The sequence below is a fragment of the Streptomyces aureoversilis genome, from assembly GCF_042657885.1.
GTDB lineage: Bacteria > Actinomycetota > Actinomycetes > Streptomycetales > Streptomycetaceae > Streptomyces > Streptomyces aureoversilis.
On record NZ_JBHSKJ010000020.1, the window covers coordinates 35,717 to 59,895 of the forward strand.

A 24,179-nucleotide genomic window follows, 5' to 3' on the forward strand; every position below is an offset into this window, starting at 1 on the left:
TAATCAAGGAACCGCACTCACAGGCGGGCCGCCCCGCTCGGGGAACACCTGGGAAACCGGACGTGGATCAGGTGGCGGAGTGCCCCGTGCCGTGCTCCTCCACCAGGGCGCGCAGGGCCCGGGCGTTGGCGACGGCCTGCTCCTTGGCGATGCCGGGCTGGATGCCCATGGCCGCCAGACTCGTGCCGTCGGCCAGGTCCAGATGGACCCAGGCGTCGCCCGGGCGCAGGGTGACCCGGACGATCTGGGCCCACGCCAGCTGCCGCTTGGTGGTCAGGTTGACCACCGTGACGCCGTCGCGGGTGGCGACCACCTTGGGGCGGCTGAGCAGCCCGAGGAAGGCGAAGACGAGCAGGCCGGTGCCGATGAAGGAGGCCCGGTCCCCGGCCGTGGCCGTGTCGAGCAGGAAGGACACCGCCGTGAGGACGGCGAGCAGGGCCGTGCCCAGGCTCATCAGCACGATCCGGGTACGGGTCGGGCGGAAGGTGACCGGGAGCCCGGGCAGGCCGGACGGGGATGCGGGCGTGGACACGTCGCTGGTGCTCTCGCTGGGTGGGGAGGGGGCCGGGCCGGTCAGAGGCGGCAGGCGTGGATGTTGGTGGTGAGGATGGCGCGGGCGCCCAGCTCGTACAGCTCGTCCATGATGCGCTGGGCGTCGCTGGAGGGGACCATCGAGCGGACCGCGACCCAGCCCTCGTGGTGCAGCGGGGAGACGGTCGGCGACTCCAGGCCGGGGGTGAGGGCGACGGCGCGCTCGACGTGCTCCACCCGGATGTCGTAGTCCATCATCACGTACCGGCGGGCGACGAGGACGCCCTGCATGCGGCGGAGGAACTGCTGCACCTTGGGGTCGTCGGCCGGCGCGCCGGAGCGGCGGATGACGACGGCCTCGGACTTCAGGATCGGCTCGCCGATGATCTCCAGGCCGGCGTTGCGCAGGGTGGTGCCGGTCTCCACCACGTCCGCGATGATCTCGGCGACGCCGAGCTGGATGGCGGTCTCGACCGCGCCGTCGAGGTGGACGACGGCGGCGTCCACGCCGTTGTCGGCGAGGTGCTTGGTGACCAGGCCGGAGAAGGACGTGGCGACGGTCATGCCGCCGAACTCGCTGACGTCCTTGGCCGTGCCCGGCCGGGTGGCGTAGCGGAACGTGGAGCCGGCGAAGCCGAGCTGCATGATCTCCTCGGCCTGCGAGCCGGAGTCCAGCAGCAGGTCGCGGCCGGTGATGCCGATGTCGAGCTTGCCGGAGCCGACGTAGACCGCGATGTCGCGCGGGCGCAGGAAGAAGAACTCGACGTCGTTGGCCGAGTCGACGAGGACGAGCTCCCTGCGGTCCTTGCGCTGGCGGTAGCCGGCCTCATGGAGCATCGCCGACGCAGGCTCGGAGAGAGAACCCTTGTTGGGAACGGCGATGCGCAGCATGAGGTCGGTTTCCTTCGTGCGTGGGGATGTACGGGATGCGGGGCGGAACTGCGGTGGCACCGGGGGCCGGTGCCGGCGGGGTCAGAGGTGGGAGTAGACGTCGTCCAGGGAGATCCCGCGGGCGACCATCATCACCTGAACGTGGTACAGCAGCTGGGAGATCTCCTCGGCGGTGGCGTCGGCGCCCTCGTACTCGGCGGCCATCCACACCTCGGCGGCCTCCTCGACCACCTTCTTGCCGATGGCATGGACGCCCTTGCCCACCAGCTCGGCGGTGCGGGAGGTGGCGGGGTCGCCGTCGGCCTTCTGCTGGAGCTCTGCGAACAGCTCCTCGAACGTCTTCTTGGACATGGTGCGTCCTACCCTACGGGGTCCGCCCCCGCTGTCAGTGCCAGGGCTCGGACACCGAGCGCAGAAGTACCGCCGTGGCGACGGCGGCGGTGACGGCCTCGTGGCCCTTGTCCTCGTTCGATCCCTCGAGTCCGGCCCGGTCCAGGGCCTGCGCGTCGTCGTCGCACGTGAGGACGCCGAAGCCGACGGGCACGCCGGTGTCCACGGACACCTGGGTGAGGCCCTGGGTGACGCCCTGGCACACGTAGTCGAAGTGCGGGGTGCCGCCGCGGATGACGACGCCGAGGGCGACGATCGCGTCGTAGCCGCGCCCGGCGAGGACCTTGGCGGCGACGGGCAGCTCCCAGCTGCCGGGCACGCGCAGCACGGTGGGCTCGTCGATGCCGAGGTCGTGCAGCGCGCGCAGGGCGCCGTCGACCAGGCCGTCCATGACCTTCTCGTGCCACTGCGCGGCGATCACGGCCACCCGCAGGTCCTGGCAGTTCTTCACACTCAGCTCGGGGGCGCCCTTGCCGCTCACGTCGTTCTCTTTTCGCTCGGTGTCGTGCTCAGTGGGGGTGGTGCTCGGTCGGTGAGGTGATGATCACTGGTTGCCGCAGGCGGACACGCGGTCCGCGTCCAGCCAGGGCAGGTCGTGGCCCATGCGGTCCCGCTTGGTCCGCAGGTAGTGCAGGTTGTGCTCGCCGGCCTGGACGGGCATGGGCTCGCGGCCGGTGACGCGCAGGCCGTGGCGCACGAGGGCGGCGGTCTTGTCGGGGTTGTTGGTCAGCAGGCGCAGCGAGCGCACGCCGAGGTCGGTGAGGATGCGTGCGCCGGCAGCGTAGTCGCGCGCGTCGGCGGGCAGGCCCAGTTCGAGGTTGGCGTCGAGGGTGTCGCGGCCGTCCTCCTGGAGCTCGTAGGCGCGCAGCTTGGGCAGCAGCCCGATGCCGCGGCCCTCGTGGCCGCGCAGGTAGAGGACGACGCCGCGGCCCTCGCCGGCGATCCGCTCCAGGGAGGCGTGCAGCTGGGGGCCGCAGTCGCAGCGCAGCGACGCGAAGACGTCCCCGGTCAGGCACTCGGAGTGGACGCGCACCAGCACGTCCTCGCCGTCGCCCAGGTCGCCGGCGACGAGCGCGATGTGCTCGACGCCGTCGGCCGCGGAGCGGTAGCCGTAGGCGCGGAAGTCGCCGAAGGCGGTGGGCAGCCGGGTCTCGGCCTCGCGGTGCACGGCGGCCTCCGCCGCCCGGCGGTGGGCGATCAGGTCCTCGATGGAGATGATCGCGAGGCCGTGCTTGCGGGCGAAGGGGATCAGCTCGGGCAGGCGCAGCATCGCGCCGTCCTCGCCGGCGATCTCCACGATCGCGGCGGCCGGGCGCAGGCCGGCGAGCCGGGCGAGGTCGACGCCGGCCTCGGTGTGGCCGTTGCGGACCAGGACGCCGCCGGGCTTGGCGCGCAGCGGGAAGACGTGGCCGGGCCGGACGAAGTCGCCGGGGACGGCGGCGGGGTCGGCGAGCAGGCGGATGGTGGTGGCCCGGTCCGCGGCGGAGATGCCCGTGCCGGTGCCGTGCGCGCGGGAGGCGTCGACGGAGACGGTGAAGGCCGTGCGCATGGACTCGGTGTTGTCCGCGACCATCTGCGGCAGGTCGAGCCGCGCGACGTCGCCCTCCTCCAGGGGGACGCAGATCAGGCCGCGGCACTCGCTCATCATGAAGGCGACGATCTCGGTGGTGACCTTCTCCGCCGCAACGACGAGGTCGCCCTCGTTCTCGCGGTTCTCGTCGTCCACGACGACGACGGGCCGGCCGGCGGCGATGTCCGCGATGGCACGCTCGACGGAGTCGAGCGCGAACTCGCCGCTCAGGGGCCAGTCCTCGGTCTCCAGAATGGTCATGCGCCTGCTCCCTTGTTCGCTTCTCCGCCCGCGCGGCGCAGCGGTGCGGGTGTCGTGGTCGGCTGCAGCCCGGTGGCCGCGCGTGCGTCGCTCACGAAAGTGCTCCTTCCAGTGCGGGCTTCACGCTCTCGCGGGAGCGCAGCCACCAGTCGCGCATGCCCCACAGGACCAGGGCGAAGTAGATGACGTAGACGAGGCCGGAGAAGGGGAGGCCGCTGCTGAAGGCGAGCGGGACGCCCACGATGTCGACCAGCAGCCAGGCCACCCAGAACTCGACGAGCCCGCGGGCCTGGGCCACCATCGCGGCGAGCGTGCCGACGAAGATGTAGGCGTCGGGCCAGGGGTTCCAGGACAGCTCCGGCACGGCGGTGAACAGGGCGCCGACGGCCAGCGTGCCGAGCGCAGTGCCGGCCAGCAGCACCGTGCGCTCGCGCCAGCCGGCGAAGCGGACGGCGATGGAGCCGTCCTGGGCCTGCTGCTTGCCGCGGTGCCACTGGCGCCAGCCCCACACGGCGACGCCGATCACGAGGAGCTGCTTGCCGATGCCGCCGCTGAGGTGGGCCGAGGCGTACGCGGCCACGAGGATGACGCCGGAGAGGAACTGGACGGGCCAGGTCCATATGGAGCGCCGCCAGCCGAGGGCGAGCGCGGCGAGGCCGATGGTGTTGCCGATCGCGTCGGACCAGATGACGTGCTGCCCGAAGGCGCTGAACGCCTCGCCGTTGAGCCAGCCGATGGCGCTCATGCGACGGTCTCCCCGGTGCCGCGGGCGGGCGTGCCGAGCAGCCGCTCGACGTACTTGGCGAGGACGTCCACCTCGAGGTTGACCGGGTCTCCGGGCTGCTTGATGCCGAGGGTGGTCAGTTCGAGCGTGGTGGGGATGAGGCTGACGGTGAAGTACTCGTCGCCCGCCTCGACCACGGTCAGGCTGATGCCGTCGACGGTGATGGAGCCCTTGTCGACGACGTAGCGGGCCAGCCCGGCCGGCAGGCCGATCTTCACGATCTCCCAGTGCTCGCCGGGGATCCGCTCCAGCACGGTGCCGGTGCCGTCGACGTGGCCCTGGACCAGGTGGCCGCCGAGGCGCCCGCCGAGGGCCATGGGCCGTTCGAGGTTGACGCGCGAACCGGGGACGAGGGCGCCCAGGCTGGAGCGCTTGAGGGACTCGGCCATCACGTCCGCGGTGAACTCGCCGTCGGCGGTCTCCACGACGGTCAGGCACACGCCGTTGACGGCGATGGAGTCGCCGTGCTTGGCGTCCTGGGTGACGATCGGGCCGCGGAGCCGGAAGAGGGAGCTGTCGCCGAGGTTCTCGACGGAGACGACCTCGCCCAGTTCTTCGACGATTCCGGTGAACACTGTCAGTTCTCCTCAGGGGCGGTGGCGGAAGCGGTGGGGACTGCGGTGATCCGCAGGTCGGGGCCGAGCCGGGCGACGTCGGTCACCTCCAGGCGCAGGGCCTGGGCGATGGTGCCGATGCCGGCGTCGCCGAGGGCGGCCGGCCCGGCGCCGAGCAGGGCGGGGGCGAGATAGCCGACGACGCGGTCGACGGCACCGGCGGCGACGAACGAGCCGGCGAGGGCGGGGCCGCCTTCGAGCAGCACGGAGCGGACGCCGCGCGCGTGGAGCTCGCGGAGCAGGGCGTGCACATCGAGGCCGCCGTGGCCGCCGCCGGCCGCGGCGCGGGGCAGGCGCACGACGTCGGCGCCGGGCAGGTGGGTGGTGTCGGCGTGCTCGCCGACGGCGATCAGGGTCGGTGCCGCGTCGTCCAGGACGCGGGCGCCGGGGGTGACCGTGGCGTGCGTGTCGATGACGACGCGCAGCGGCTGGACGGCACCTTCGCGGTCGCGCACGGCCAGGTGGGGGTCGTCGGCGCGCAGGGTGCCGGAGCCCACCACGACGGCGTCGGCCTCGGCGCGCAGGCGGTGGACGTCGGCGCGGGAGTCCGCGGAGGTGATCCAGCGGCTGGTGCCGTCGGCGGCGGCGCTGCGCCCGTCGAGCGTGGCGGCGTACTTCCACAGCACGAAGGGGCGCCCGTGGAGCACCGAGGTGAGCCAGGCGGCGTTGCCCTCGGCGGCTTCGCCGGCGAGGAGGCCGCCCTCGGTGTCGACACCGGCGGCGGCCAGGGTGGCCGCGCCGCCGGTGGCGGCGTCGGTGGGGTCGGCGACGGCGTAGACGACCCGGCCGATGCCGGCGGCGATCAGGGCCTGGGCGCAGGGGCCCGTGCGGCCGGTGTGGTTGCAGGGTTCGAGGGTGACGACGGCGGTGGCGCCGCGCACGTCGTGACCCGCGGCGGAGGCCGCGGCGAGCGCTTCGACCTCGGCGTGCGGCCCGCCGGCGCGGCGGTGCCAGCCCTCGCCGAGGACGGTGCCCCGCGGGTCGAGGACGACGCAGCCGACGACGGGGTTGGGGCTCGTCGCGCCAAGGGCGCGAGCGGCGAGCGCTACGGCGCGTCGCATCGCGTCTGCTTCGGTCGCGGTGGCCACCGGGTCCTCCTGCCTCTTCGGGCACGGACTCCGGGGCTGTCGTACGGGACGACGATGAAGAAGCGGGTACGCCGCAACGGGGGACACCACGGCCCTTGCGGGGCCGTGCGGGAAGGGCCGCCCGTGAGGGCGGGCCACCTGCGACGGTGTGCCGATGCATACCCGCCGCGCACTGCCTCCCATCCGGACTTTAACCGTCGGTCCAGGAATTTCACCTGGTCAACCGGCCGCTGGCTGCGGACGGGTCGCGGACTGTAACCGCCGGTTCGGACTTTCACCGACCCCGGAGTGCGCTGCGTTTCTGAATTTCAGGTCATGCTACATGCGTACGGCCCGCGGCTTCTCGAAACCGCTGGTCGACGGGACCGAGCGTACGCCGGGCGGCGGCGCGGTGTCCACGGCGATGTGACGCACTGGACACGCCGGACGGAAAGCGGGCGGGAGGGCCGCGGAGGCCCTGTGCGGCGGCCCCGTGGCGGAGCGCCGGGCTCCGTATTTCGGGCCCTTCCCGGACTTGGTCCGTACCTATTGACGCACTGGTCTAGTCCTCTTAACCTCTGCCACACCTCCGAGGAGTACGGCCCGCCGGTGGGCGCACACCGGCGGGCCACAGCACGACGCTCACCCCCGCCCGCCCGGCCGCGCCGGGCACCCCACCTGGAGGACCTGATCGTGTTGTTCCGAGAGAACCGGGAGCGCCGGGAGAGATCCTGTACCGGCCCCCGCGCCCGCCGCGGGATCACCGTCGCCGCCGTCGGCACCGCCCTGGCCGGGCTGCTGATCGGCACGGTCTCGGCGACCACGTCGCACGCCGAGGATCACGCCGCCTGCCGCCCCGACGGCCTCTACACCACCCCCGGGACCGACGTCCCCTACTGCTCCGTCTACGACTCCGCCGGCCGCGAGAAGATGGGCACCGACCACCAGCGCCGCGTCATCGGCTACTTCACGGGCTGGCGCACCGGCAAGGACGGCACCCCCGCCTACCTCGCCCCCGACATCCCCTGGGACAAGGTCACCCACCTCAACTACGCCTTCGCGCACATCGGCCCCGACGACAAGGTCTCCGTCGGCGCGGACGGCGCGAACAACCCCGCCACCGGCATGACCTGGCCGGGCGTCCCCGGCGCCGAGATGGACCCGGACCTGCCCTACAAGGGCCACTTCAACCTGCTCAACAAGTACAAGAAGCAGCACCCCCAGGTGAAGACCCTCATCTCGGTGGGCGGCTGGGCCGAGACCGGCGGCTACATCGACGAGAACGGCAAGCGCGTCGACTCGGGGGGCTTCTACAGGACGGCGACCAACGCCGACGGCTCGGTCAACCAGGCCGGGATCGACACCTTCGCCGATTCGGCCGTCGCCTTCGTCAAGAAGTACGGATTCAACGGTGTCGACATCGACTACGAATACCCCACGTCGATGAAGGACGCCGGAAACCCCAAGGACTGGGCGCTCGCCAACGCCCGGCGCGGCGGCCTGAACAAGGGCTACGCGGCGCTGATGAAAACTCTCCGCGAAAAGCTCGACCGGGCCGGCGCCGCGGACGGGAAGCACTACCTCCTCTCCGTCGCCGCACCCTCCTCCGGATATCTGCTGCGCGGCATGGAGACGTACCAGACCACGAAGTACCTGGATTACGTCAACGTGATGTCGTACGACCTGCACGGCGCCTGGAACGAATTCGTCGGGCCCAATGCCGCGCTCCACGACGACGGAAAGGACGCCGAGCTCGCCAAGTGGGGCGTCTACACCACCGCCCAGTACGGCGGGATCGGCTATCTCAACGGCGACTGGGCCTACCACTACTTCCGCGGATCCATGCCCGCGGGCCGGATCAACCTCGGGCTGCCGTACTACACGCGCGGCTGGAAGAACGTCACCGGCGGCACGAACGGCCTGTGGGGCACGGCGAAGACCACCTCCTGCCCGGCCGGCTCCGGGCTCACCACCTGCGGCGACGGCGCCGTCGGCATCGACAACCTCTGGCACGACAAGGACGACGCCGGCAAGGAGTCCCCGGCCGGCTCCAACCCGATGTGGCACGCCAAGAACCTGGAGAAGGGCGTCGTCGGGGACTACGCCGGGAAGTACGGCTTCCCCGCCGGCACCAAGCTCACCGGCACCTACGCCCGTAACTACGACGCTGGCCTGACCGCGCCCTGGCTGTGGAACGCGGAGAAGAAGGTCTTCCTGTCCACCGAGGACGAGCAGTCGGTGAAGGCCAAGGCGCAGTACGTCGTCGACAAGGGCCTCGGCGGGACCATGGTCTGGGAACTCGCCGGCGACTACGGCTGGAACGCCGCCAAGGGGCAGTACGAACCGGGCACCACCCTCACCACCGCGATGTACGACGCGTTCAAGGCCGCCCCCGCCTACGGCGCCCGCCGCGCGACCACCGAGCTGCCCTCCCAGGCGCTCGACGTGGACGTGAGCTTCACGAACTTCCCGCTCGGCGACAGCAACTACCCGATCAACCCGAAGGTCCGCATCACCAACCGGACCAAGGCCACGCTCCCCGGCGGCACGGAATTCCAGTTCGACTACGCCAATTCCGCGCCCGGGAACGCCAAGGACCAGTCCGGCTGGGGACTGAAGGTCATCCGCAGCGACCACACCGCAGGCAACAACATCGGCGGCCTCAAGGGCGACTACAACCGGGTCTCCGTCAAGCTCCCCGCCTCCCAGCCGCTCGCGCCCGGCGCCTCCGCGGACCTCGACTTCGTCTACTACCTGCCGGTGTCGACCCCGTCCAACTGGAGCGTGAGCTTCGGTGGCAGGACCTACGCCCTGGCCGGGGACCACGCCCGCGGCATGACCGTCGTCGACCCCGGCGGCCCCACGCCCACCCCGACGGGGACGCCGACCGGCACCCCCACCGGCACCCCCACCGGCGGCACCTGCACCGCGCCCCAGTGGGACAAGGGGGCCGTCTACAACGGCGGCGCCACCGTCTCCTGGAAGTCCCACTCCTGGAAGGCCCGGTGGTGGACCCAGGGCGACGAGCCCGGCACCACCGGCGAATGGGGGGTGTGGCAGGACGCGGGCGCCTGCTGAGCCCGCGGCCCGGTCCGCATCCGGGGCCCGTGGCGGGGTCGACCCGCGCGGGCCCCGTCCGGGAGGATGAGGCGCCATGGACGCGAGAGACCGGACCGGCGGCGGGACCCGGGACCGCACCGACGGCAGGCTGCGCCGCGCACGGTTCGCCGTGGCCGCGGTGTTCGCCGTGCACGGAGCGGTCACCGGCAGCTTCGCCACCCGCATCCCCTGGATCCAGAGCCACTTGGACCTCGGCTCCGGCGAGCTGGGCCTCGCGCTCGTCCTCCCCGCCATCGGCTCCTCGTGCGCCATGCCGCTCGCGGGACGGATCAGCCACCGCTTCGGCTCCCGGGCCGCGCTGCGCGCCCTGATCGCCCTGTGGTGCGCCTCCGTGGCCCTGCCCGCGCTCTCGCCGGGGCTGCTCGCGCTCTGCGGGGCGCTGGCCGTCTACGGGGCGACGTCCGGCATGGCGGACGTCGCCATGAACGCGCTCGGCGTGGAGACCGAGGAGCGGCTGGGCCGCTCGATCATGTCGGGCCTGCACGGGATGTGGAGCGCGGGAGCGCTCGCGGGGTCGGCGGCCGGTGCGGCCGCGGCCCACGCCGACCTCGACGCCCGGGTCCACCTGGGCGTCGCGGCCGCCGTGCTGGCCGTGCTCGGCGCGGCGGCCTGCCACTGGGTGCTCGACCTGCGCACCGCCGCCGACGAGCACCCGCCGCCCCGGTTCGCCCTGCCGCCCCGGTCGGCGCTCGTCATCGGCGCGGTGGGCTTCTGCGCGGTCTTCGCCGAGGGCGCGAGCCTGGACTGGTCGGCGGTCTACCTCCGGGACGTGATCGGCTCCGGCCCCGGCGTCGCCGCCGCCTGCACCACGGCGTTCTCCTGCACGATGGCCCTCGCCCGGTTCGCCGGGGACCCGGTCGTGCGGCGCTTCGGACCCGTGCGGACCGTGCGGGCGAGCGGGGTGCTGGCCACGGGCGGCGGGGTGCTGGTGGTGACGGCCCCGGGCGCGCCGTCCGCCATCGCCGGGTTCGCGCTGATCGGCGTGGGCATCGCCGTGGTGGTCCCGCTGGCCTTCGCGGCGGCGGGGCGCAGCGGGCCCGCGCCGAGCCAGTCGATCGCGGGCGTCGCGACGATCACCTACACCTCGGGGCTCGTGGCCCCGGCCGCCATCGGCCAGATCGCGGACGCCAGTTCGCTGGTGACGTCGTTCGGCCTGGTCACCGTCCTGGCGGCGGGGCTGGTGGCCGGGGCGGGCGTGCTGCGGGCCCGGGATCCGGAGCGCACGGCGGAGCAGGGGACGGAGCAGGGGAAGGAGCAGGGGAAGGCGCCGGGGGAGCGGTCGAAGGCCGGGTGAACGATCCGGCCCCGGGGTCCGGAGCCCCGGGTCGCGGGGCTCCGGACCCCGGGGCCGGAGGGAAATCCCGGACGGGCCGGGCGGCGGGCCGGTGAGGTCCGTCGCCACGGCCCGCGCCGTGGTGCCGAGGAACAGGTGTGACTAGAAGATGCCGCCGAGGATGCCCCAGCCGCCGCCCCAGCCGCCCCAGCCACCGTGGTGGTGGCCGCCGCAGCTGCGGTGGCAGTCGTCGTCCCAGCCGCCGTGGCCGCCGCGGTGGTGGCCGCCGCCCCAGCCGCCCCAGCCCCAGTCGTCCCAGCCCCAGCCGTGGTCGCAGTCGTCGTGGTCGCGGTGGTGGCCGCCACCCCAGCCGTTGTGGTTGTGGTGGCCGCCGTTCCAGCCGTTGTGGTTGTGGTGGCCGCCGTTCCAGCCGTTGTGGTCGTGGTGGCCGCCCCAGCCGCCGTTGTGGTGGTTGTCGCGGCCGTTGTCGTGGTCGCGGCCGTGGTCCCGGCCGTGGTCACGTCCGTGGTCGCGGCCGTCACGGTCGTGGTCGTCGTCGTGGAAGGCGACAGCCGGCGTGGCGGGGGCGGCCTGGGCCACTCCGGCGGCCGGAACGATGGCGACTGCGGCGATGATGGCAGCGGCCGCGGCGCGGCCGGCGAGCTTACGCATGTGTTTTCTCCTGAGTTGCAGGAATCGGACAATGGCACCGATACCGTGCGTAGAGCGGAGAACATCATGGGAGGACGGTCATACAGTCCTACGGGCGACTGATTGCGCCGGTTGCAGCAAATCCCCGCGGTGGAGGACGGGTCGGAGGACCGGCGGACGGGCCGGGGGAGCGGCGGACGCGCGGGAGCGGGCGGCGGCGGGCCCGGGGCTCGGCGGCGGGCGAGGGCGCGGAGGCTCGGCGGCGGGGCCGCGGGCGGGGCCGGGTGGGCCGGAGCACCGTCCGGCCCGGCTTAGCATGAACCGGATCATCACCCCCCTCACATGACCTTCGGGAGCTTCCATGGGCCTCGGCGTGCGCTGGACCCTGCACGGTGACGGGCGCACCCCCGCCCCTGGGGCCGTCGTCCGGCCCGACGAGCGGCTCTCGTGGCCGCGGACCGCCGGCCTCGGCGCGCAGCACGTGGTCGCCATGTTCGGCGCGTCCTTCGTGGCTCCGGTCCTCATGGGCCTGGACCCCAACCTCGCGATCATGATGTCGGGCGTCGCCACCGTCCTGTTCCTCCTCGCGACGCGCGGCCGGGTGCCCAGTTATCTGGGGTGCAGCCTGTCCTTCGTCGGCGTCGCCGCGATCATCCGCGCGCAGGGCGGCGGCAGCGCGGCCGTCACCGGCGCGATCTTCGTGGTGGGTGCGGCGCTCCTGCTGAGCGGTCTGGTCGTACAGAAGTTCGGCGCGAAGATCATCCACGCGGCGATGCCGCCGGTGGTCACCGGCGCCGTGGTCATGCTGATCGGCTTCAACCTGGCGCCCGTCACGGCCCGCACCTACTGGCCGCAGGACCAGTGGACGGCGCTGCTGACCATGCTCTTCACCGGCCTCGCCGTGGTGTGCCTGCGCGGCTTCTGGTCGCGCGTCGCGATCTTTCTCGGCCTGGTCTTCGGCTACGCGATCTCCTGGCTCTTCGACCGCCTCTTCGGCAAGATCCACTCGGTGAACGGCGGCCCCGAGGCCGTCGACCACTGGCGCCTGGACCTCTCCGCGGTCTCCAAGGCCGACTGGATCGGCCTGCCGTCGCTGCATGCCCCGAGCTTCGGCTGGTCCGCGGCCCTGGTGGCGCTGCCGGTCGTCATCGCGCTGATCGCCGAGAACGCGGGCCACGTCAAGGCCGTCGGCGAGATGACCGGCGACCGGCTGGACGACCAGCTGGGCACCGCGATCTCCGCGGACGGCGTGGCGACGATGCTCTCCACCGCCGTCGGCGGCCCCGCCAACACCACGTACTCCGAGAACATCGGCGTGATGGCGGCCACCCGCGTCTACTCCACCGCCGCCTACTGGGCCGCGGCCGGCTTCGCCCTCCTCTTCGGCATCTGCCCGAAGTTCGGCGCCGTCGTCGCCGCGATCCCCGGGGGCGTGCTGGGCGGCATCACCGTCATCCTCTACGGCATGATCGGCCTGCTCGGCGCGCAGATCTGGGTCCACAACAAGGTCGACCTGCGCAACCCGCTGAACCTGGTGCCCGTCGCCGCGGGCGTCATCATCGGCATCGGCGGCGTCAGCCTGAAGATCAGCGAGAACTTCGAGCTCAGCGGCATCGCCCTGGGCACGATCGTGGTCCTCTCCGGCTACCACGTCCTGCGCGCCCTGGCCCCCGCCCACCTCAAGACGCAGGAGCCCCTGCTGGACGAGGGGACGAGCAGCTACGACGCCGAGGCGGAGTCCGCTGCCGCGGGGGAGAAGGACGCGGGGTAAGCCGCAGCGGCGAGGGTCCGGCGGAAGGCGGGGGCGGCCGAAGCCGCTACGGCGCCGGGTCCTGCGGATCGCGGGAGCCGTCGCGCCGGGCGCCCCAGCCGGGCCCCGACAGCACCTCCCCGTAGGCCTGCATCAGGTCCGGCAGGCGCAGCGTGGCCAGGTCGTCGCGGGTCGGGGTGCCCGGGTAGCCGGACAGCCGCAGGTCGCGGTACGCGCAGCTCTTCTCGTACAGGGTGCGCAGGAAGCGGCCGTTGCCCAGCTCGTCGATCCAGCCCTGGGCGACGACGTGCGCGCTGATGCTGCGCAGCTCCTCCAGGGCCTCCTCGTCCCAGCCGTCGCCGTTTTCGGCGGCCAGCACCTCGCCGATGCTGGTGAGTTCGGAGGGGCGGTAGCTGGGGAAGTCGACGCGTGTGGTGAAGCGGGAGCCGAGGCCGGGGTTGGTGGCCAGCAGCCGGTCCATGCCCTCGGGGTAGCCGGCGAGGATCACCACGAGCCGGTCGCGGTTGTCCTCCGCGCGCTTGAGCAGCACCTGCAGGGCCTCGTCCCCGTAGGCGTCGCCCTTGGAGTAGCCGGAGTTGGAGAGGCTGTACGCCTCGTCCACGAAGAGCACCCCGCCGAGCGCGGAGTCGATCAGCTCGTTGGCCTTCACGGCCGTCTGGCCCAGGAACTCGCCGACCAGGTCGGCGCGCTGGGCCTCGACCAGGTGGTCGCCGCCGAGCAGCCCGAGGGCGTAGAAGACCCGGCCGAGGATCCGGGCGACGGTGGTCTTGCCGGTGCCCGAGGGGCCGGAGAAGACGAAGTGGCGCTTGGGCGGCTGCACCGGCAGCCCCTGACCGGCCCGCAGCCGGGCCATGTGCAGCTGGGCGGAGAGCGCCCGCACCTGCCGTTTGACGGGCTCCAGGCCGACCATCCGCTCCAGCTCCGCGAGGGCCTTGGCCAGCAGGACCGGGTCGGAGGGGCCCGGCAGCGGCTTGCCGGTGGGCTGGGCGGGGACGCGGGCCTTGCGGCGTACGTCGTCGGGTCCGGCGTCCGTCTGCAGGGTGCCGGCGGGCTCGGGGTCCGTGCCCGTCAGCACGTCCCGGCCGTCGAGGGTGTCCGGGACGGCGGCGGGCGCATCGGCGGGTGCGTCGGCGGAGGGGGCGGGCGGGACCGGCCCGGCCGGCTCCTCGCCGGGCCCGCCGAGCGGCACCGGGGAGAGGTCCAGGCCGTCGTCCAGGCCGTCGCCGTCGGCGATGGCGGTGAGCCGGGCCGAGGTGTCCATGAAGGACGGGTCGACGCGGTGCACGGCCCGGTACAGGGGGAGCGCGGCGGCGCTGCGGCCGGTGCCCTCGTGGGCGCGCGCGAGCCAGTAGCGCAGCTCCTTGCGCTGGGGCTGCTCGCTGCGGCAGCGCATCAGCGCCGAGGCCAGCAGCGGCTCGGCCTGCCCGTACATCTCCAGCCGCACCCGCGCCATGCCGCCGAACAGCCCGGCCTCGATGCCGAGCAGGGGATCGTCCAGCAGTGGCTCGGTGTGCCGGACCAGCTGCTCCCAGTCCTTGACGAGGTAGGCGCGGCAGGCGTGCAGGAAGCGGGCCTGGGGGTCGGTCTCGACGGGCGGGCAGCCGGCCAGGGCCCGGTCCAGCTCGGGGACGTGCCGGCCGTCGAGCCAGTGCGAGGCGTGCGCGAGCAGCAGGTCCCGGCCGGTCTCCAGGACGGGCTGGACCCACCAGCCCAGCCAGTACCAGGAATTGAGGGTGCGCCGGTGGCGCGTGCGCTGCTCGCCGAACCGGTCCCGGTGGCGGTACATGCGCAGCAGCGCGGTGGTGGTGTCCGCACGCAGCGCGTGCAGGCCCAGCCACGCGTCGGCCATGCCGGGGTCCACCCGGACCGCCGCCCGGAACTCCTCCTCGGCCTGTGCGTACGCGCCCATGGTGTAGGCGTCGACGGCGCGCAGCCAGGCGAGATCGGCCGGGGCGGGTGGGCCCTGCATGCCGAAATCCATCACGTCCCCCACAAACCGTGCCCCCGTAGCGTGCTGCCCGGCGAGTGCCAGGCGCGCCTTGCCGAACCGCTGTGCTGTGGACGGGAGTTGACCAGTGTGTGCCGGTGCACCCGCCGATAGGGGCACCGAGTCGCATCGTACCTGCGCCGTTGGCCCGGGCCGAAGGGTGCCGCACCGCCCTTCGCGGCGGAAAAGCGATCCCCGGCGGTCATCGGACCGCCCCGGGGGATGGTCACCCAGGGTGAGGAGGCCGGCGGGGCAAAGTGCCCAAAAGGAGAATACGGAGTGGTACGAAGCCCCCGATCACGGGGGAACAACCGGGGGCTTCGCGTCCGCTGGCGGCCTCGACCGGCCGCACAATGAGAACGTAAGTCCTGTACGCCCCGTCGGTCAAGCGGAGTTGGCGCAGTCGGCGGGGATCGGACCGCGAGACCCGGCGGACCGCCCGGCGTTGCTCACGGAGCGTGATGATCAGGTTCGTCTGTGCGGGGTTGTGGTCGTTTTGTGCGGCCCCGGCAGCACCTCGTACCCCCCTCCGCGCTGGAGAATCAGCAGTTCTGCGTACGGGCGCGTCGGGTCGGCGGCGAAATGCCCGCGCTCCGCCCGCATCCAGCCGTCCCAGAAATCGGACAGCTCTGCGCCGTCACGGAGTTGACCCCTTTCCCAGGAGTGCTCATGCGGCAACTCCATCCACAGCAGGCACGCGAGGTGGGGCCGCAGCGCGCGGCGTCCCGCGCCGACGCCCTCCACCAGCACCACCGGCTCCGGCGCGATCTCCCGCTCGCCGGCGAACCGGCGGGCCACCCAGTCGTAGGGGCGGAAGCGCGCCGTCTCCCCGCGGCCGAGGGGATCGAGCACCTGCTCGCGCAGCCGCCCGGTCCACTCGAACAGCTCCTCGTGCGTCGCGAGATCATCCAGATGCAGTACGGGCGCGCCGCCGAGCGCCGCCGCGAGCCGTCCGCTGAAGGTGGTCTTCCCGGATCCCGCGTGCCCGTCGACGGCCACCAGGCGGACGGGGCCGAGGGACGGGGGCTGCGCCAGCAGCCAGGGGGCGAGCTCGTCGAAGGAGGCCGGGCCGTTGCGGAGCGGAGCATTCACCGGACCAGCCTAGGGGGAGGGCGGGGTGGATCACTCGATGGTGGGGGTGGGTGGCGTGGGATTGACGGTCGGGGTGGTCGTGGCGCTTATGGCGGTCGGGGTTGGCGGTGGCGGTCGTGGCGGTCGGGGTCGGTGGTGACGGCCGTGACGGTCGGGGTTGGCGGTGACGGCCGTGACGGTCCTTCTCTCGTCCTGCCGGTATCGGGGGCGGCGTGACGGGGAATCAGTGGCGCACCGGCGCGCGGAGTCCGTGCGTGCGCCTCATGCGCAGTGCACCCGCACTTCCATCCGCACACCAGTACTTCCATCCGCACACCGCAGACGACTGGGGGACCAGCGCCATGTCCAGCAGCATGCCCAGCAGACCCACCCCGCGCCGTACCGTGCTCGCCGCCGCCCTGGGCGCCGCGGCGGCCGCGTCCCTCCCGGCCGCGTCCTCGGAGGCCTCCTCACAGGCCTCGCCCGGGACGTCCTCGGGGCCACCCGGATCCGGCTCGCCGGGATCGTCCGGCTCCTCCGACCCCGTGTCCCCCTCCTCTTCCTCCGTCCCCGGGAGCGCAGCCGTCGACTACTACGCCTGGACCTCCGCCGACGACTGGCGCCGCGGCACCGCCGACGGCACCCGCGTCCGTACCGGGCGGCGCGACGGCCTGGTCCTCGACCGGCCGGCAGGCACGCTGGAGTACACCGACCCGCACACCGGCACCAAGGCCTCGTGGGAGTACGCCACCTGGACCGCACCGGTCCGTACCCCTCCCGTCCCCGCGAGCGAGGTCATCGCCTCCTGGAACGCCCACGCGCCCGCCGGCACCTGGATCCAGACGGAGGTGCGCGGCACCTACACCGACCGCACCCGGACCCCCTGGTACGTCATGGGCCGCTGGACGGCCGGAGACGGCCCCGGCGACATCCGCCGCACGTCCGTCGACGGCCAGGGCGACGGCCGCAGCAACGTCTCCACCGACACCCTCGCCGTCGACGACCCGGCCTCGGGCCTGCGCATCGCCTCGTACGAACTGCGCCTGACCCTCTGCCGCAGGGCCGGCAGCCGCCTCACGCCCACCGTGTGGCGGCTCGGCGCGATGGGCTCGGACGTCCCCGACCGGTTCACCGTGCCCGCCTCCGCGCCGGGGAGCGGCGCGGGACACGAACTGCGCGTGCCGCGCTACTCGCAGGAGATCCACAAAGGGCAGTACCCGGAGTACGACAACGGCGGGGAGGCCTGGTGCAGCCCGACCTCCTCGCAGATGGTCCTCGCGCACTGGGGCCGGGTGCCCACCGCCGAGGAGCTCGCGTGGGTCAACCCCGACTACGCCGACCCCCAGGTCTGCCACGCCGCCCGCTTCACCTACGACTACCAGTACAAGGGGTGCGGCAACTGGCCCTTCAATGCGGCCTACGCGGCGACGTACCGCGACGTGCAGGCGGTGGTCACCCGGCTGCGCTCGCTCGGCGACGCCGAGAAGCTGATCCGCGCGCGGATCCCCGTCATCACCTCCCAGTCCTTCCTCGCCTCCGAACTCGACGGGGCGGGCTACGGCACGGCCGGCCACCTGATGTGCGTCGTGGGATTCACCCGGCAGGGCGACGTGGTCGCCAACGACCCGGCGAGCCCGACGAATGCGGCGGTCCGGCGGGTCTACAAGCGCCGCCAGTTCGAGAACATCTGGCTCAGGACCAAGCGCTACAACGCTCAGGGGCAGGTCAGGAGCGGTTCCGGCGGCGTCTGCTACCTCTACTTCCCCGTGCAGCCGGAGGAGCGGCAGCGGCGGGTGCTGCGGGAGCTGGGGATCCGCTGACGGGCGGAGGCGGCACCTCCGTACGATCGGGCGCGGACAGACGTGTGCGTCGTACGTCGTACGGAAGGAACCATGACTGTGCATCAGAGAGCCGCTGCCGCCGTCTCCGACACCACCTCCACCGACTCCGTCCCCCCGGAGATCCGCCGGGCCCGGCCGGAGGAGCGGGACGCGATCAGCCTGCTGCTGGGGGAGTCCTTCATGGAGGACCCCGTCAGCGGCTGGGTCTTTCCCGACGAGGCGCACCGCCGCGCCGTCCACCCCGGGTTCTTCGGGGTGTTCCTGGACGCGGCGCTGCGCGACGGGTGGGTCGACGTGATGGACGACCTGTCGGCGGCGGCGCTGTGGATACCGGTGCAGGCGGAAGGTGCCGGTGAGGCCAGTGATGCCGATGGGGGCGGTGGAGGTGACGACGAGATCAGCGAGCTGCTGGCGATGGCGGATCCCGAGAACGACCGCGCCCGGATCGTCGCCGAGCTGACGGAGGCCGCCCACCCCGGCGACCGCGCGCACTACTACCTGCCGACCATCGTCGCCGCTCCCGGCCGGCGCAGCGAGGGCCGGGGCAGGGCGCTGCTGACGACCGTCCTCGACCGGTGCGACGAGGAGGGCATGCCCGCCTACCTGGAGGCGAGCAGCGCCCGGAGCAGGGGGCTGTACGAGCGCCTCGGCTTCGTCCTCACCGGTACGCCCATCGACCTGCCGGACGGCGGGCCGCGGATGTGGCCGATGTGGCGGGAGCCGCGGGAGGCGCGGGGCTGACGTGGCGTCGGTGCGGGCCCTCCCGGGAGTGCTGCGGGGCGGCCCGCGCCGGAGCGCTACCAGGGCTTCCCGGGACGGCATCCGGACATATTTCCCCTCCGGGTCATTTGTTGGCATGATCGGCTATTGGCATGATCGACGCCGTGCGGACGAGGGTGAATGACAGCTCAATGCGGATCGCCGATTTCCGCTTGCCGCTTCCATTCGAACGAACGATCAGTAGCCTCTGCTCACATGTCCCCGAGACGAGCTGGAGCAAGAGACTGATGGAGCGTCCCACCTGGGCCCCCCAGGGCATCGACCTGTCCGTGCCGAGCGTGTCCCGGATCTACGACTACTACCTGGGCGGCTCGCACAACTTCGAGGTCGACCGGGAGGCCGGCCGGCGGGCCATGGAGGCCTTTCCCGGGCTGCCGAAGATCATGCAGGCGAACCGGGCCTTCATGCGGCGCGCCGTGCGCCACGCCGTCGGCGAGGGCGTCACCCAGTTCCTCGACATCGGCTCGGGCATCCCGACCTTCGGCAACGTCCACGAGATAGCCCAGGCGGCGGACCCGCGCTCGCACGTGGTCTACGTCGATCACGACCCCGTCGCCGTCGCCCACGGCCGGGCCGTCCTGGAGGGCGACCCGCGCTCCGCCGTCCTGCCCGCGGACCTCCGCAAGCCCCATGACATCCTGACCAGTGACGAGGTCGGCAGGCTCCTCGACCTGGACCGGCCGGTCGCACTGCTGCTCGTGGCCGTCCTCCACTTCGTGGAGGACCAGGACGACCCGTGGGCGGCGGTGGCCGAGCTGCGCGACGCGCTCGCGCCGGGGAGCCTGCTCGTCCTCACGCATGCGACGACCGAAACCGGTCCGATCAAGCCGGAGGAGGGGCAGGGAGTGTCGGGCGTCTACCGCAACGTGGGCTCGCCGCTGCTGATGCGCTCGCGCCCGGAAGTGGCGCGCTTCTTCGACGGCTTCGAGATGGTCGAGCCGGGACTCGTGGCCATGCCGGACTGGCGGCCCGACCCCGTGGAGAGCGCCGACGGAGCCGACGACGACCCCGCCATGTATGTCGGCTTCGCGGGCGTGGGGCGCAAGCCATGACCCGTAAGCCGCGCGGCGAGAAGCCGAGCGGATCCGGAGACGGAACGGCAGGGCCGGTTACCGGTGGCCCTGCCGGGGCAGAAGTCACAAGGCCTCGCAGGGGGATCGAGGCCGGGACCGAGGGCGCAAGCGGAATCAGAAACGGAATCGAAAGCGGAAGCGGAACCGAGGTCGGGGTGGGTATCGGGAGCGGGGCGTTGTCGCCACTGGACACGGCGGCCGCGGGCAGGGTGGCGGGCCGTTGCGGGCGGGATGGCGACGGGTCCGGCGGCCGGGACGGGTCCGGCGGCCGGGACGGCGACCGCGACCCGGGCGTGATGCCGGAGGGCGCGCCGGGGGTGGACGGCGCAGGTGGTCCGGACGGTTCGTGGGCACGCAATGCCCACGCCCAGATGGACCGCGACGTACGAGGGCCGGGCGGGGGAGACCCGGGCCTCGGCGGGGAAGGAACCGCCCCGGAGACTTCCGGACGGGCGTGCGGCCGGATGCCTTCCGCCCGCCCCTTTTCCGGGCAGACGCCTTCCGGAAGTGCCCACTTCGCGCCCGGCCGGACGCCCTTCGTCCCCGTAACCGGTCAGGCGCCCATCGAGCCCGTGACCGGTCGGACACCCACAGAGCCCACTGAGCCCACTGAGCCTCTGCCCTCCGGGCAGGACGCCCTCCGTCGCTTCGCCGCCGTCTGGAGCCGGGCCGTCTACCCCGCGACGGCCACCTCCATGACCCGCGCCGAGTTCGAGGACTACCTCGTCCCGCTCGCCGCCATCCTCCGTACGGCGCTCCGCTCACAGCCCTTCGACCCCGAGCCCGCGGCCGAGGTCGGCGTCGCGCTCGTCCGCGCGCACTGCACCGACCCGGACGCCCTGTCGCTGATCCTGGGCGCGGTCGACTCCTACCTCGTCCTGTACTGCCCGCCGGACCGGAACCTGCCGGACGAGGAGAGCCGCGCCCGCTGCTCGCGCCTGCAGCACACCGTCGCCGCCGGCTTCGCCCGCGCCCTGCGCGAGCGGACCCTCGCCGAGCAGGAGGCCCTCTCGCGCGCGGCCCTCGCCGCGCAGGCCGAGACGGAGCGGGCGCTGCACACCAGCGAGGAGCGGTTCCGCGCCGTGTTCGAGGGCGCCGCCATCGGCGTCGGGATAGCGGACGTCGACGGCCGCATCATGGACGTCAACGACGCGCTCAGCCGCATGTTCGGCACCAACGCCGCCGAGGTCACCGGCCGGAACGTCGGTGAGATGGTCCACCCCGACGACTCGCCCGACGTCTGGGGCCTCTACAGCGAACTCGTCCGCGGCGAGCGCGACTACTACCGCGTCGAGAAGGCGTACTACCGCGGCGACGGCAGCGTGCTGTGGACCGACCTGTCCGTCGCCCTGCTGCGCGACGCCCACGGCCGCCCCCAGTACCAGCTCGCGCTCCTGGAGGACATCACCGAGCGCCGCCTGCTGCACGAGCAGCTGCGCTACGAGGCCACGCACGACGCCCTCACCGGCCTGCCCAACCGCACGCTGTTCTTCGAGCGGCTCGACCGGGCCCTCGCCCCCGGCGGTGACCGCTTCGGCGTCTGCTACCTCGACCTCGACGGCTTCAAGGCCGTCAACGACAGCCTGGGCCACGCCGTGGGCGACCGGCTGCTCGTCGCCGTGGCCGAGCGGCTGCGCTCGTGCGCCGAGGAGCCCGCGGAGCTCGTCGCCCGCCTCGGCGGCGACGAGTTCGTGGCCCTGCTGACCGGCCCCACCGCGCAGGAGGACGCGACCGCCCTCGCCCGCCGGATGCTGTCCGCGCTCGCCGAGCCCGTACGCCTGGACGGCCGGGACCTGTCCGTACGGGCCAGCATCGGCATCGTGGACGGCGCGTCCGGCGCGAGCGGCGCCGCGGAGGTGCTGCGCAGCGCCGACATCACCATGTACCGCGCGAAGGCCGCGGGCGGGAACCGCTACGAGCTCGCCGACGCGGACTCCGACGCCCGCGCCATCGCCCGGCACGACCTGACCAACTGCCTGCCGGCGGCGCTCGACAACGGCGAGTTCTTCATCGAGTACCAGCCGCTCGTCCGGCTGCACGACGGCACGGTGCGGGGCGCGGAGGCGCTCGTGCGCTGGCTGCACCCCGTCCACGGCGTGCTGGGACCGGACCAGTTCATCCCGCTCGCCGAGAGCACCGGCCTGATCGTGCCCCTGGGGCGCTGGGTGCTGCAGGAAGCCGCACGGCAGGCGCGCGCCTGGCGGGCCGAGGGCACATGCGAGGGCCCGATGCGGGTCAACGTCAACCTCTCGCCCTCGCAGCTGCGCCACCCCTCCCTGGTCGCCGACACGGTGGCCGTCCTCGACAGCTCCGGCCTGGACCCGTCGGCCCTGTGCCTGGAGGTCACCGAGAACGCCCTCATCGGCGCCGACGAGGAGGAGCTGCGGCCGCTGCGCCAGCTCGCCGACCTGGGCGTGGACATCGCCCTGGACGACTTCGGCACCGGCTACTCCAACCTCTCCTACCTGCGCAGACTCCCCGTCAGCACGCTCAAGCTGGACCGTTCCTTCACCCGCGGCATGCAGTGCGCGCCGGCCGACCCCGTCGACGTGAAGATCGTCGAGGGGATCGTCTCGCTCGCCCACACCCTCGACCTGTCGGTGACGGTCGAAGGGGTGGAGACGGGCACGCAGGCGGAGCATCTGCGGATACTGGGGTGCGACACCGCCCAGGGCTGGTACTACGCGCGGCCGGGCCCGCCGGAGCGGCTGCACACGCTGTCGCTGGTGGACGCGGCGTCGTGACGGGCGTGCCTTTTGGGATGGGCGTGCTCTTCGGGATCGGCGTGCTTCTTCAGGATGGGCGTGCTTCTTCGGGATGGGCACGCCTTTTGGGATGGGCGTTCCGTCAGCCGAGCTGCTGAGCCTCGTGATCCGTCAGGAGCCGTGACCGCAGCAGGAAGCGCTGCCCTTCCGGAGCTTCGAGGGAGAAGCCGCTGCCGCGGCCGGGCACCACGTCCACGGTGAGGTGGGTGTGGCGCCAGCGCTCGAACTGGTCGGCGGACATCCAGAAGCCGACCCGTTCCGCGACGCCCTCCACCGTCAGCTCGGCGAGCAGGACGTCCGAGGCGCCCGTACGGAACTCGCCCTCCGGGTAGCACATCGGCGAACTGCCGTCGCAGCAGCCGCCGGACTGGTGGAACATCAGGGGGCCGTGCCGCTCGCGCAGCAGGCGCAGGAGGCGGGCTGCGGCGGGGGTGAGGGCGACGCGCGAGAGGGGGGCTTCGGGGCGGCCGTCGGGGTGGCCTTCGGAGCGAGCGTCGGGGCGGCCTTCCGGACGGCCTCCGGGGCGGCCGGTCTTTTGCGGACTCACCGTTGATCTCCCTTGTCCGTAGGGTTTCCATCGGGTTTCCGTCGGAGTGCACAGCCTGCCCCGATCGGCTCCGGTCTGCCAGGGGTGTGCGGAGTGGGGAGGGCCACGGGCGGGGCCCGGGGAAACGGGGGATCTCCAGCATGACCGGATCCACCCGCCGGCCCGCTCGTGCCCCACCGCGACGGCGTACTCGCGTCTCGACGCGCACTCACGTCGCCCACGGCGAGGGAAGCGACGGGCCACCTCTCTGTTCCGGAAGGTGTCCGATGAACCTCGTGCTCCAGGCCTTACCGATCGCCGCCCCCACCATCGGATGGGCCGCCCACGCCCTCTTCCTCGTCCGCCGCCTGCGCACCGCCCGCACCGACCCGCTCACCGGCCTCATGTGCCGCGAGGAGTTCACCAGCCGGGCGCAGCGGGCGGTGAAGCGGCCGCACGCCGCCGTCCTGCTGCTCGACCTCAACGGGTTCAAGCAGATCAACGACACGCACGGGCACGACGTCGGCGACCAGGTCATCGCGGCGGTCGGGCGGCGGCTGTCCGCCTGGTGCCGGGAGCGGGGCGGTTTCGCGGCGCGGCTGGGCGGCGACGAGTTCACCGCCGTGGTGCGCCTCGCGCCGGACGCCGACCTGGACTCCGAGCTGACGTACAGCCTCTCCGCACGTCTCTCGGCGCCGCTGGAGACCAGCAGCGTCACCCTCTCCCCGCGTGCCTCCATAGGCATCTGCCGCACCAGCCACCGGCCCGGCGCCGCCCTCTCGGACCTGCTCCGGGGCGCGGACGAGGCGATGTACACGGCCAAGCGACTCGGCGAGCACTGGCGTCCCGCAGGCCCCGTCGACGTCTACAGCACCACCAACGGCCGCCGCGACGGCCGTTCCGGCACCCCTTCCGGCACCCGTTCCGGCACCCGCTCGGGCGTACGTGCGGGTGTCCGCTCCGGCGCCCACCTGACGCTGCTCGCACCGATGCGCAGGAACGCGTCGTAACCGGGACCGTCACCGCCGTACCTGACACCGCCTCACCCCCGTACACCTCACCCGCACCCGGCGCCCGCACCCCGCCCGGCGGGCCGCCGGGGAATCCGACTTGGTATGACTAGTCCCTTACGAGGGAGAGAAGGAGATTCGAGGCCGAATGGGCGAGCCCTTGAACGAGAACGGCGAGGAAGACTTCGTCATCGCGCCGCCGG

The 24,179-nt window shown here is 72.9% G+C and carries 20 protein-coding genes and 1 riboswitch; of the genes, 8 read left to right on the plus strand and 12 right to left on the minus strand.

Going from position 1 to position 24,179, the window contains the following annotated elements:
* Positions 1-67 precede the first annotated feature (67 nt).
* The 8 genes from ACFPP6_RS28640 to ribD all read right to left on the minus strand — a co-directional run bounded on the left by ACFPP6_RS28640 (position 68) and on the right by ribD (position 6,129).
* Positions 68-532: a PH domain-containing protein gene (locus ACFPP6_RS28640; protein WP_382048301.1), complete on the minus strand. Its 465-nt coding sequence runs from the start codon at positions 530-532 to the stop codon at positions 68-70.
* A gap of 41 nt (positions 533-573) precedes the next feature.
* A complete protein-coding gene (gene hisG, locus ACFPP6_RS28645) occupies positions 574-1,422 on the minus strand; it encodes an ATP phosphoribosyltransferase (protein ID WP_179080054.1) in 849 nt (282 codons plus the stop codon).
* 81 nt (positions 1,423-1,503) lie between these two features.
* Entirely contained in the window at positions 1,504-1,773 is a 270-nt protein-coding gene (locus tag ACFPP6_RS28650; RefSeq protein WP_058047755.1) for a phosphoribosyl-ATP diphosphatase, read from the minus strand.
* A 34-nt stretch (positions 1,774-1,807) separates the two neighbouring features.
* On the minus strand, positions 1,808-2,293 hold the full coding sequence (gene ribH, locus ACFPP6_RS28655; protein WP_179080053.1) for a 6,7-dimethyl-8-ribityllumazine synthase: 486 nt from the start codon (positions 2,291-2,293) through the stop codon (positions 1,808-1,810).
* Between the two features lie 63 nt (positions 2,294-2,356).
* On the minus strand, positions 2,357-3,643 hold the full coding sequence (locus ACFPP6_RS28660) for a bifunctional 3,4-dihydroxy-2-butanone-4-phosphate synthase/GTP cyclohydrolase II (protein WP_382048305.1): 1,287 nt from the start codon (positions 3,641-3,643) through the stop codon (positions 2,357-2,359).
* Positions 3,644-3,734: 91 nt separating this feature from the next.
* Entirely contained in the window at positions 3,735-4,388 is a 654-nt protein-coding gene (locus ACFPP6_RS28665; protein WP_382048307.1) for a nicotinamide mononucleotide transporter family protein, read from the minus strand.
* Entirely contained in the window at positions 4,385-5,002 is a 618-nt protein-coding gene (locus ACFPP6_RS28670) for a riboflavin synthase (protein WP_382048309.1), read from the minus strand. The genes ACFPP6_RS28665 and ACFPP6_RS28670 overlap by 4 nt, the downstream gene beginning before the upstream one ends.
* A 2-nt stretch (positions 5,003-5,004) precedes the next feature.
* Positions 5,005-6,129, minus strand: a complete 1,125-nt coding sequence (gene ribD, locus ACFPP6_RS28675; protein WP_382048312.1) for a bifunctional diaminohydroxyphosphoribosylaminopyrimidine deaminase/5-amino-6-(5-phosphoribosylamino)uracil reductase RibD — start codon at positions 6,127-6,129, stop codon at positions 5,005-5,007.
* A gap of 165 nt (positions 6,130-6,294) precedes the next feature.
* A riboswitch (FMN riboswitch) is annotated at positions 6,295-6,425 on the minus strand.
* Between the two features lie 442 nt (positions 6,426-6,867).
* On the opposite strand from ribD, the gene ACFPP6_RS28680 reads away from it, so the two are divergent.
* Positions 6,868-9,186 (plus strand): chitinase C-terminal domain-containing protein, encoded by a 2,319-nt coding sequence (locus ACFPP6_RS28680; protein ID WP_382048554.1) that lies wholly within the window; start codon positions 6,868-6,870, stop codon positions 9,184-9,186.
* A 76-nt stretch (positions 9,187-9,262) separates the two neighbouring features.
* Positions 9,263-10,522 (plus strand): MFS transporter, encoded by a 1,260-nt coding sequence (locus ACFPP6_RS28685; RefSeq protein WP_382048314.1) that lies wholly within the window; start codon positions 9,263-9,265, stop codon positions 10,520-10,522.
* 141 nt (positions 10,523-10,663) lie between these two features.
* Here ACFPP6_RS28685 and ACFPP6_RS28690 read toward each other — a convergent pair whose 3' ends face one another.
* Positions 10,664-11,173, minus strand: a complete 510-nt coding sequence (locus ACFPP6_RS28690; protein ID WP_382048316.1) for a hypothetical protein — start codon at positions 11,171-11,173, stop codon at positions 10,664-10,666.
* A 340-nt stretch (positions 11,174-11,513) separates the two neighbouring features.
* Here ACFPP6_RS28690 and ACFPP6_RS28695 point away from each other — a divergent pair, with 340 nt between their 5' ends.
* Positions 11,514-12,923: a uracil-xanthine permease family protein gene (locus ACFPP6_RS28695; RefSeq protein ID WP_382048318.1), complete on the plus strand. Its 1,410-nt coding sequence runs from the start codon at positions 11,514-11,516 to the stop codon at positions 12,921-12,923.
* Between the two features lie 46 nt (positions 12,924-12,969).
* Here the strand turns inward: ACFPP6_RS28695 and ACFPP6_RS28700 are convergent, their stop codons facing one another.
* Together ACFPP6_RS28700 and ACFPP6_RS28705 are read right to left on the minus strand one after the other, a co-directional pair.
* The gene (locus tag ACFPP6_RS28700; protein ID WP_382048321.1) at positions 12,970-14,904 is read right to left on the minus strand and encodes an AAA family ATPase; all 1,935 of its coding nucleotides are present in this window, start codon (positions 14,902-14,904) and stop codon (positions 12,970-12,972) included.
* Positions 14,905-15,375: 471 nt separating this feature from the next.
* Entirely contained in the window at positions 15,376-16,002 is a 627-nt protein-coding gene (locus ACFPP6_RS28705; RefSeq protein ID WP_382048324.1) for a uridine kinase family protein, read from the minus strand.
* Between the two features lie 341 nt (positions 16,003-16,343).
* Between ACFPP6_RS28705 and ACFPP6_RS28710 the strand changes: the two genes are divergently transcribed.
* From ACFPP6_RS28710 to ACFPP6_RS28725, 4 genes are all read left to right on the plus strand, one after another.
* Positions 16,344-17,801: a peptidase C39 family protein gene (locus ACFPP6_RS28710; protein ID WP_382048327.1), complete on the plus strand. Its 1,458-nt coding sequence runs from the start codon at positions 16,344-16,346 to the stop codon at positions 17,799-17,801.
* Positions 17,802-17,873: 72 nt separating this feature from the next.
* Positions 17,874-18,563: a GNAT family N-acetyltransferase gene (locus ACFPP6_RS28715; protein ID WP_382048330.1), complete on the plus strand. Its 690-nt coding sequence runs from the start codon at positions 17,874-17,876 to the stop codon at positions 18,561-18,563.
* Positions 18,564-18,829: 266 nt separating this feature from the next.
* On the plus strand, positions 18,830-19,654 hold the full coding sequence (locus ACFPP6_RS28720; RefSeq protein WP_382048333.1) for an SAM-dependent methyltransferase: 825 nt from the start codon (positions 18,830-18,832) through the stop codon (positions 19,652-19,654).
* A gap of 593 nt (positions 19,655-20,247) precedes the next feature.
* Positions 20,248-22,419, plus strand: a complete 2,172-nt coding sequence (locus ACFPP6_RS28725) for a putative bifunctional diguanylate cyclase/phosphodiesterase (protein ID WP_382048336.1) — start codon at positions 20,248-20,250, stop codon at positions 22,417-22,419.
* A gap of 103 nt (positions 22,420-22,522) precedes the next feature.
* On the opposite strand, the gene ACFPP6_RS28730 is transcribed toward ACFPP6_RS28725, so the two are convergent.
* Positions 22,523-22,987, minus strand: coding sequence for a DUF779 domain-containing protein (locus ACFPP6_RS28730; protein WP_382048339.1), 465 nt, complete (start codon positions 22,985-22,987; stop codon positions 22,523-22,525).
* A gap of 266 nt (positions 22,988-23,253) precedes the next feature.
* Here ACFPP6_RS28730 and ACFPP6_RS28735 point away from each other — a divergent pair, with 266 nt between their 5' ends.
* Positions 23,254-23,976 (plus strand): GGDEF domain-containing protein, encoded by a 723-nt coding sequence (locus ACFPP6_RS28735; RefSeq protein WP_382048342.1) that lies wholly within the window; start codon positions 23,254-23,256, stop codon positions 23,974-23,976.
* Positions 23,977-24,179: the final 203 nt, after the last annotated feature.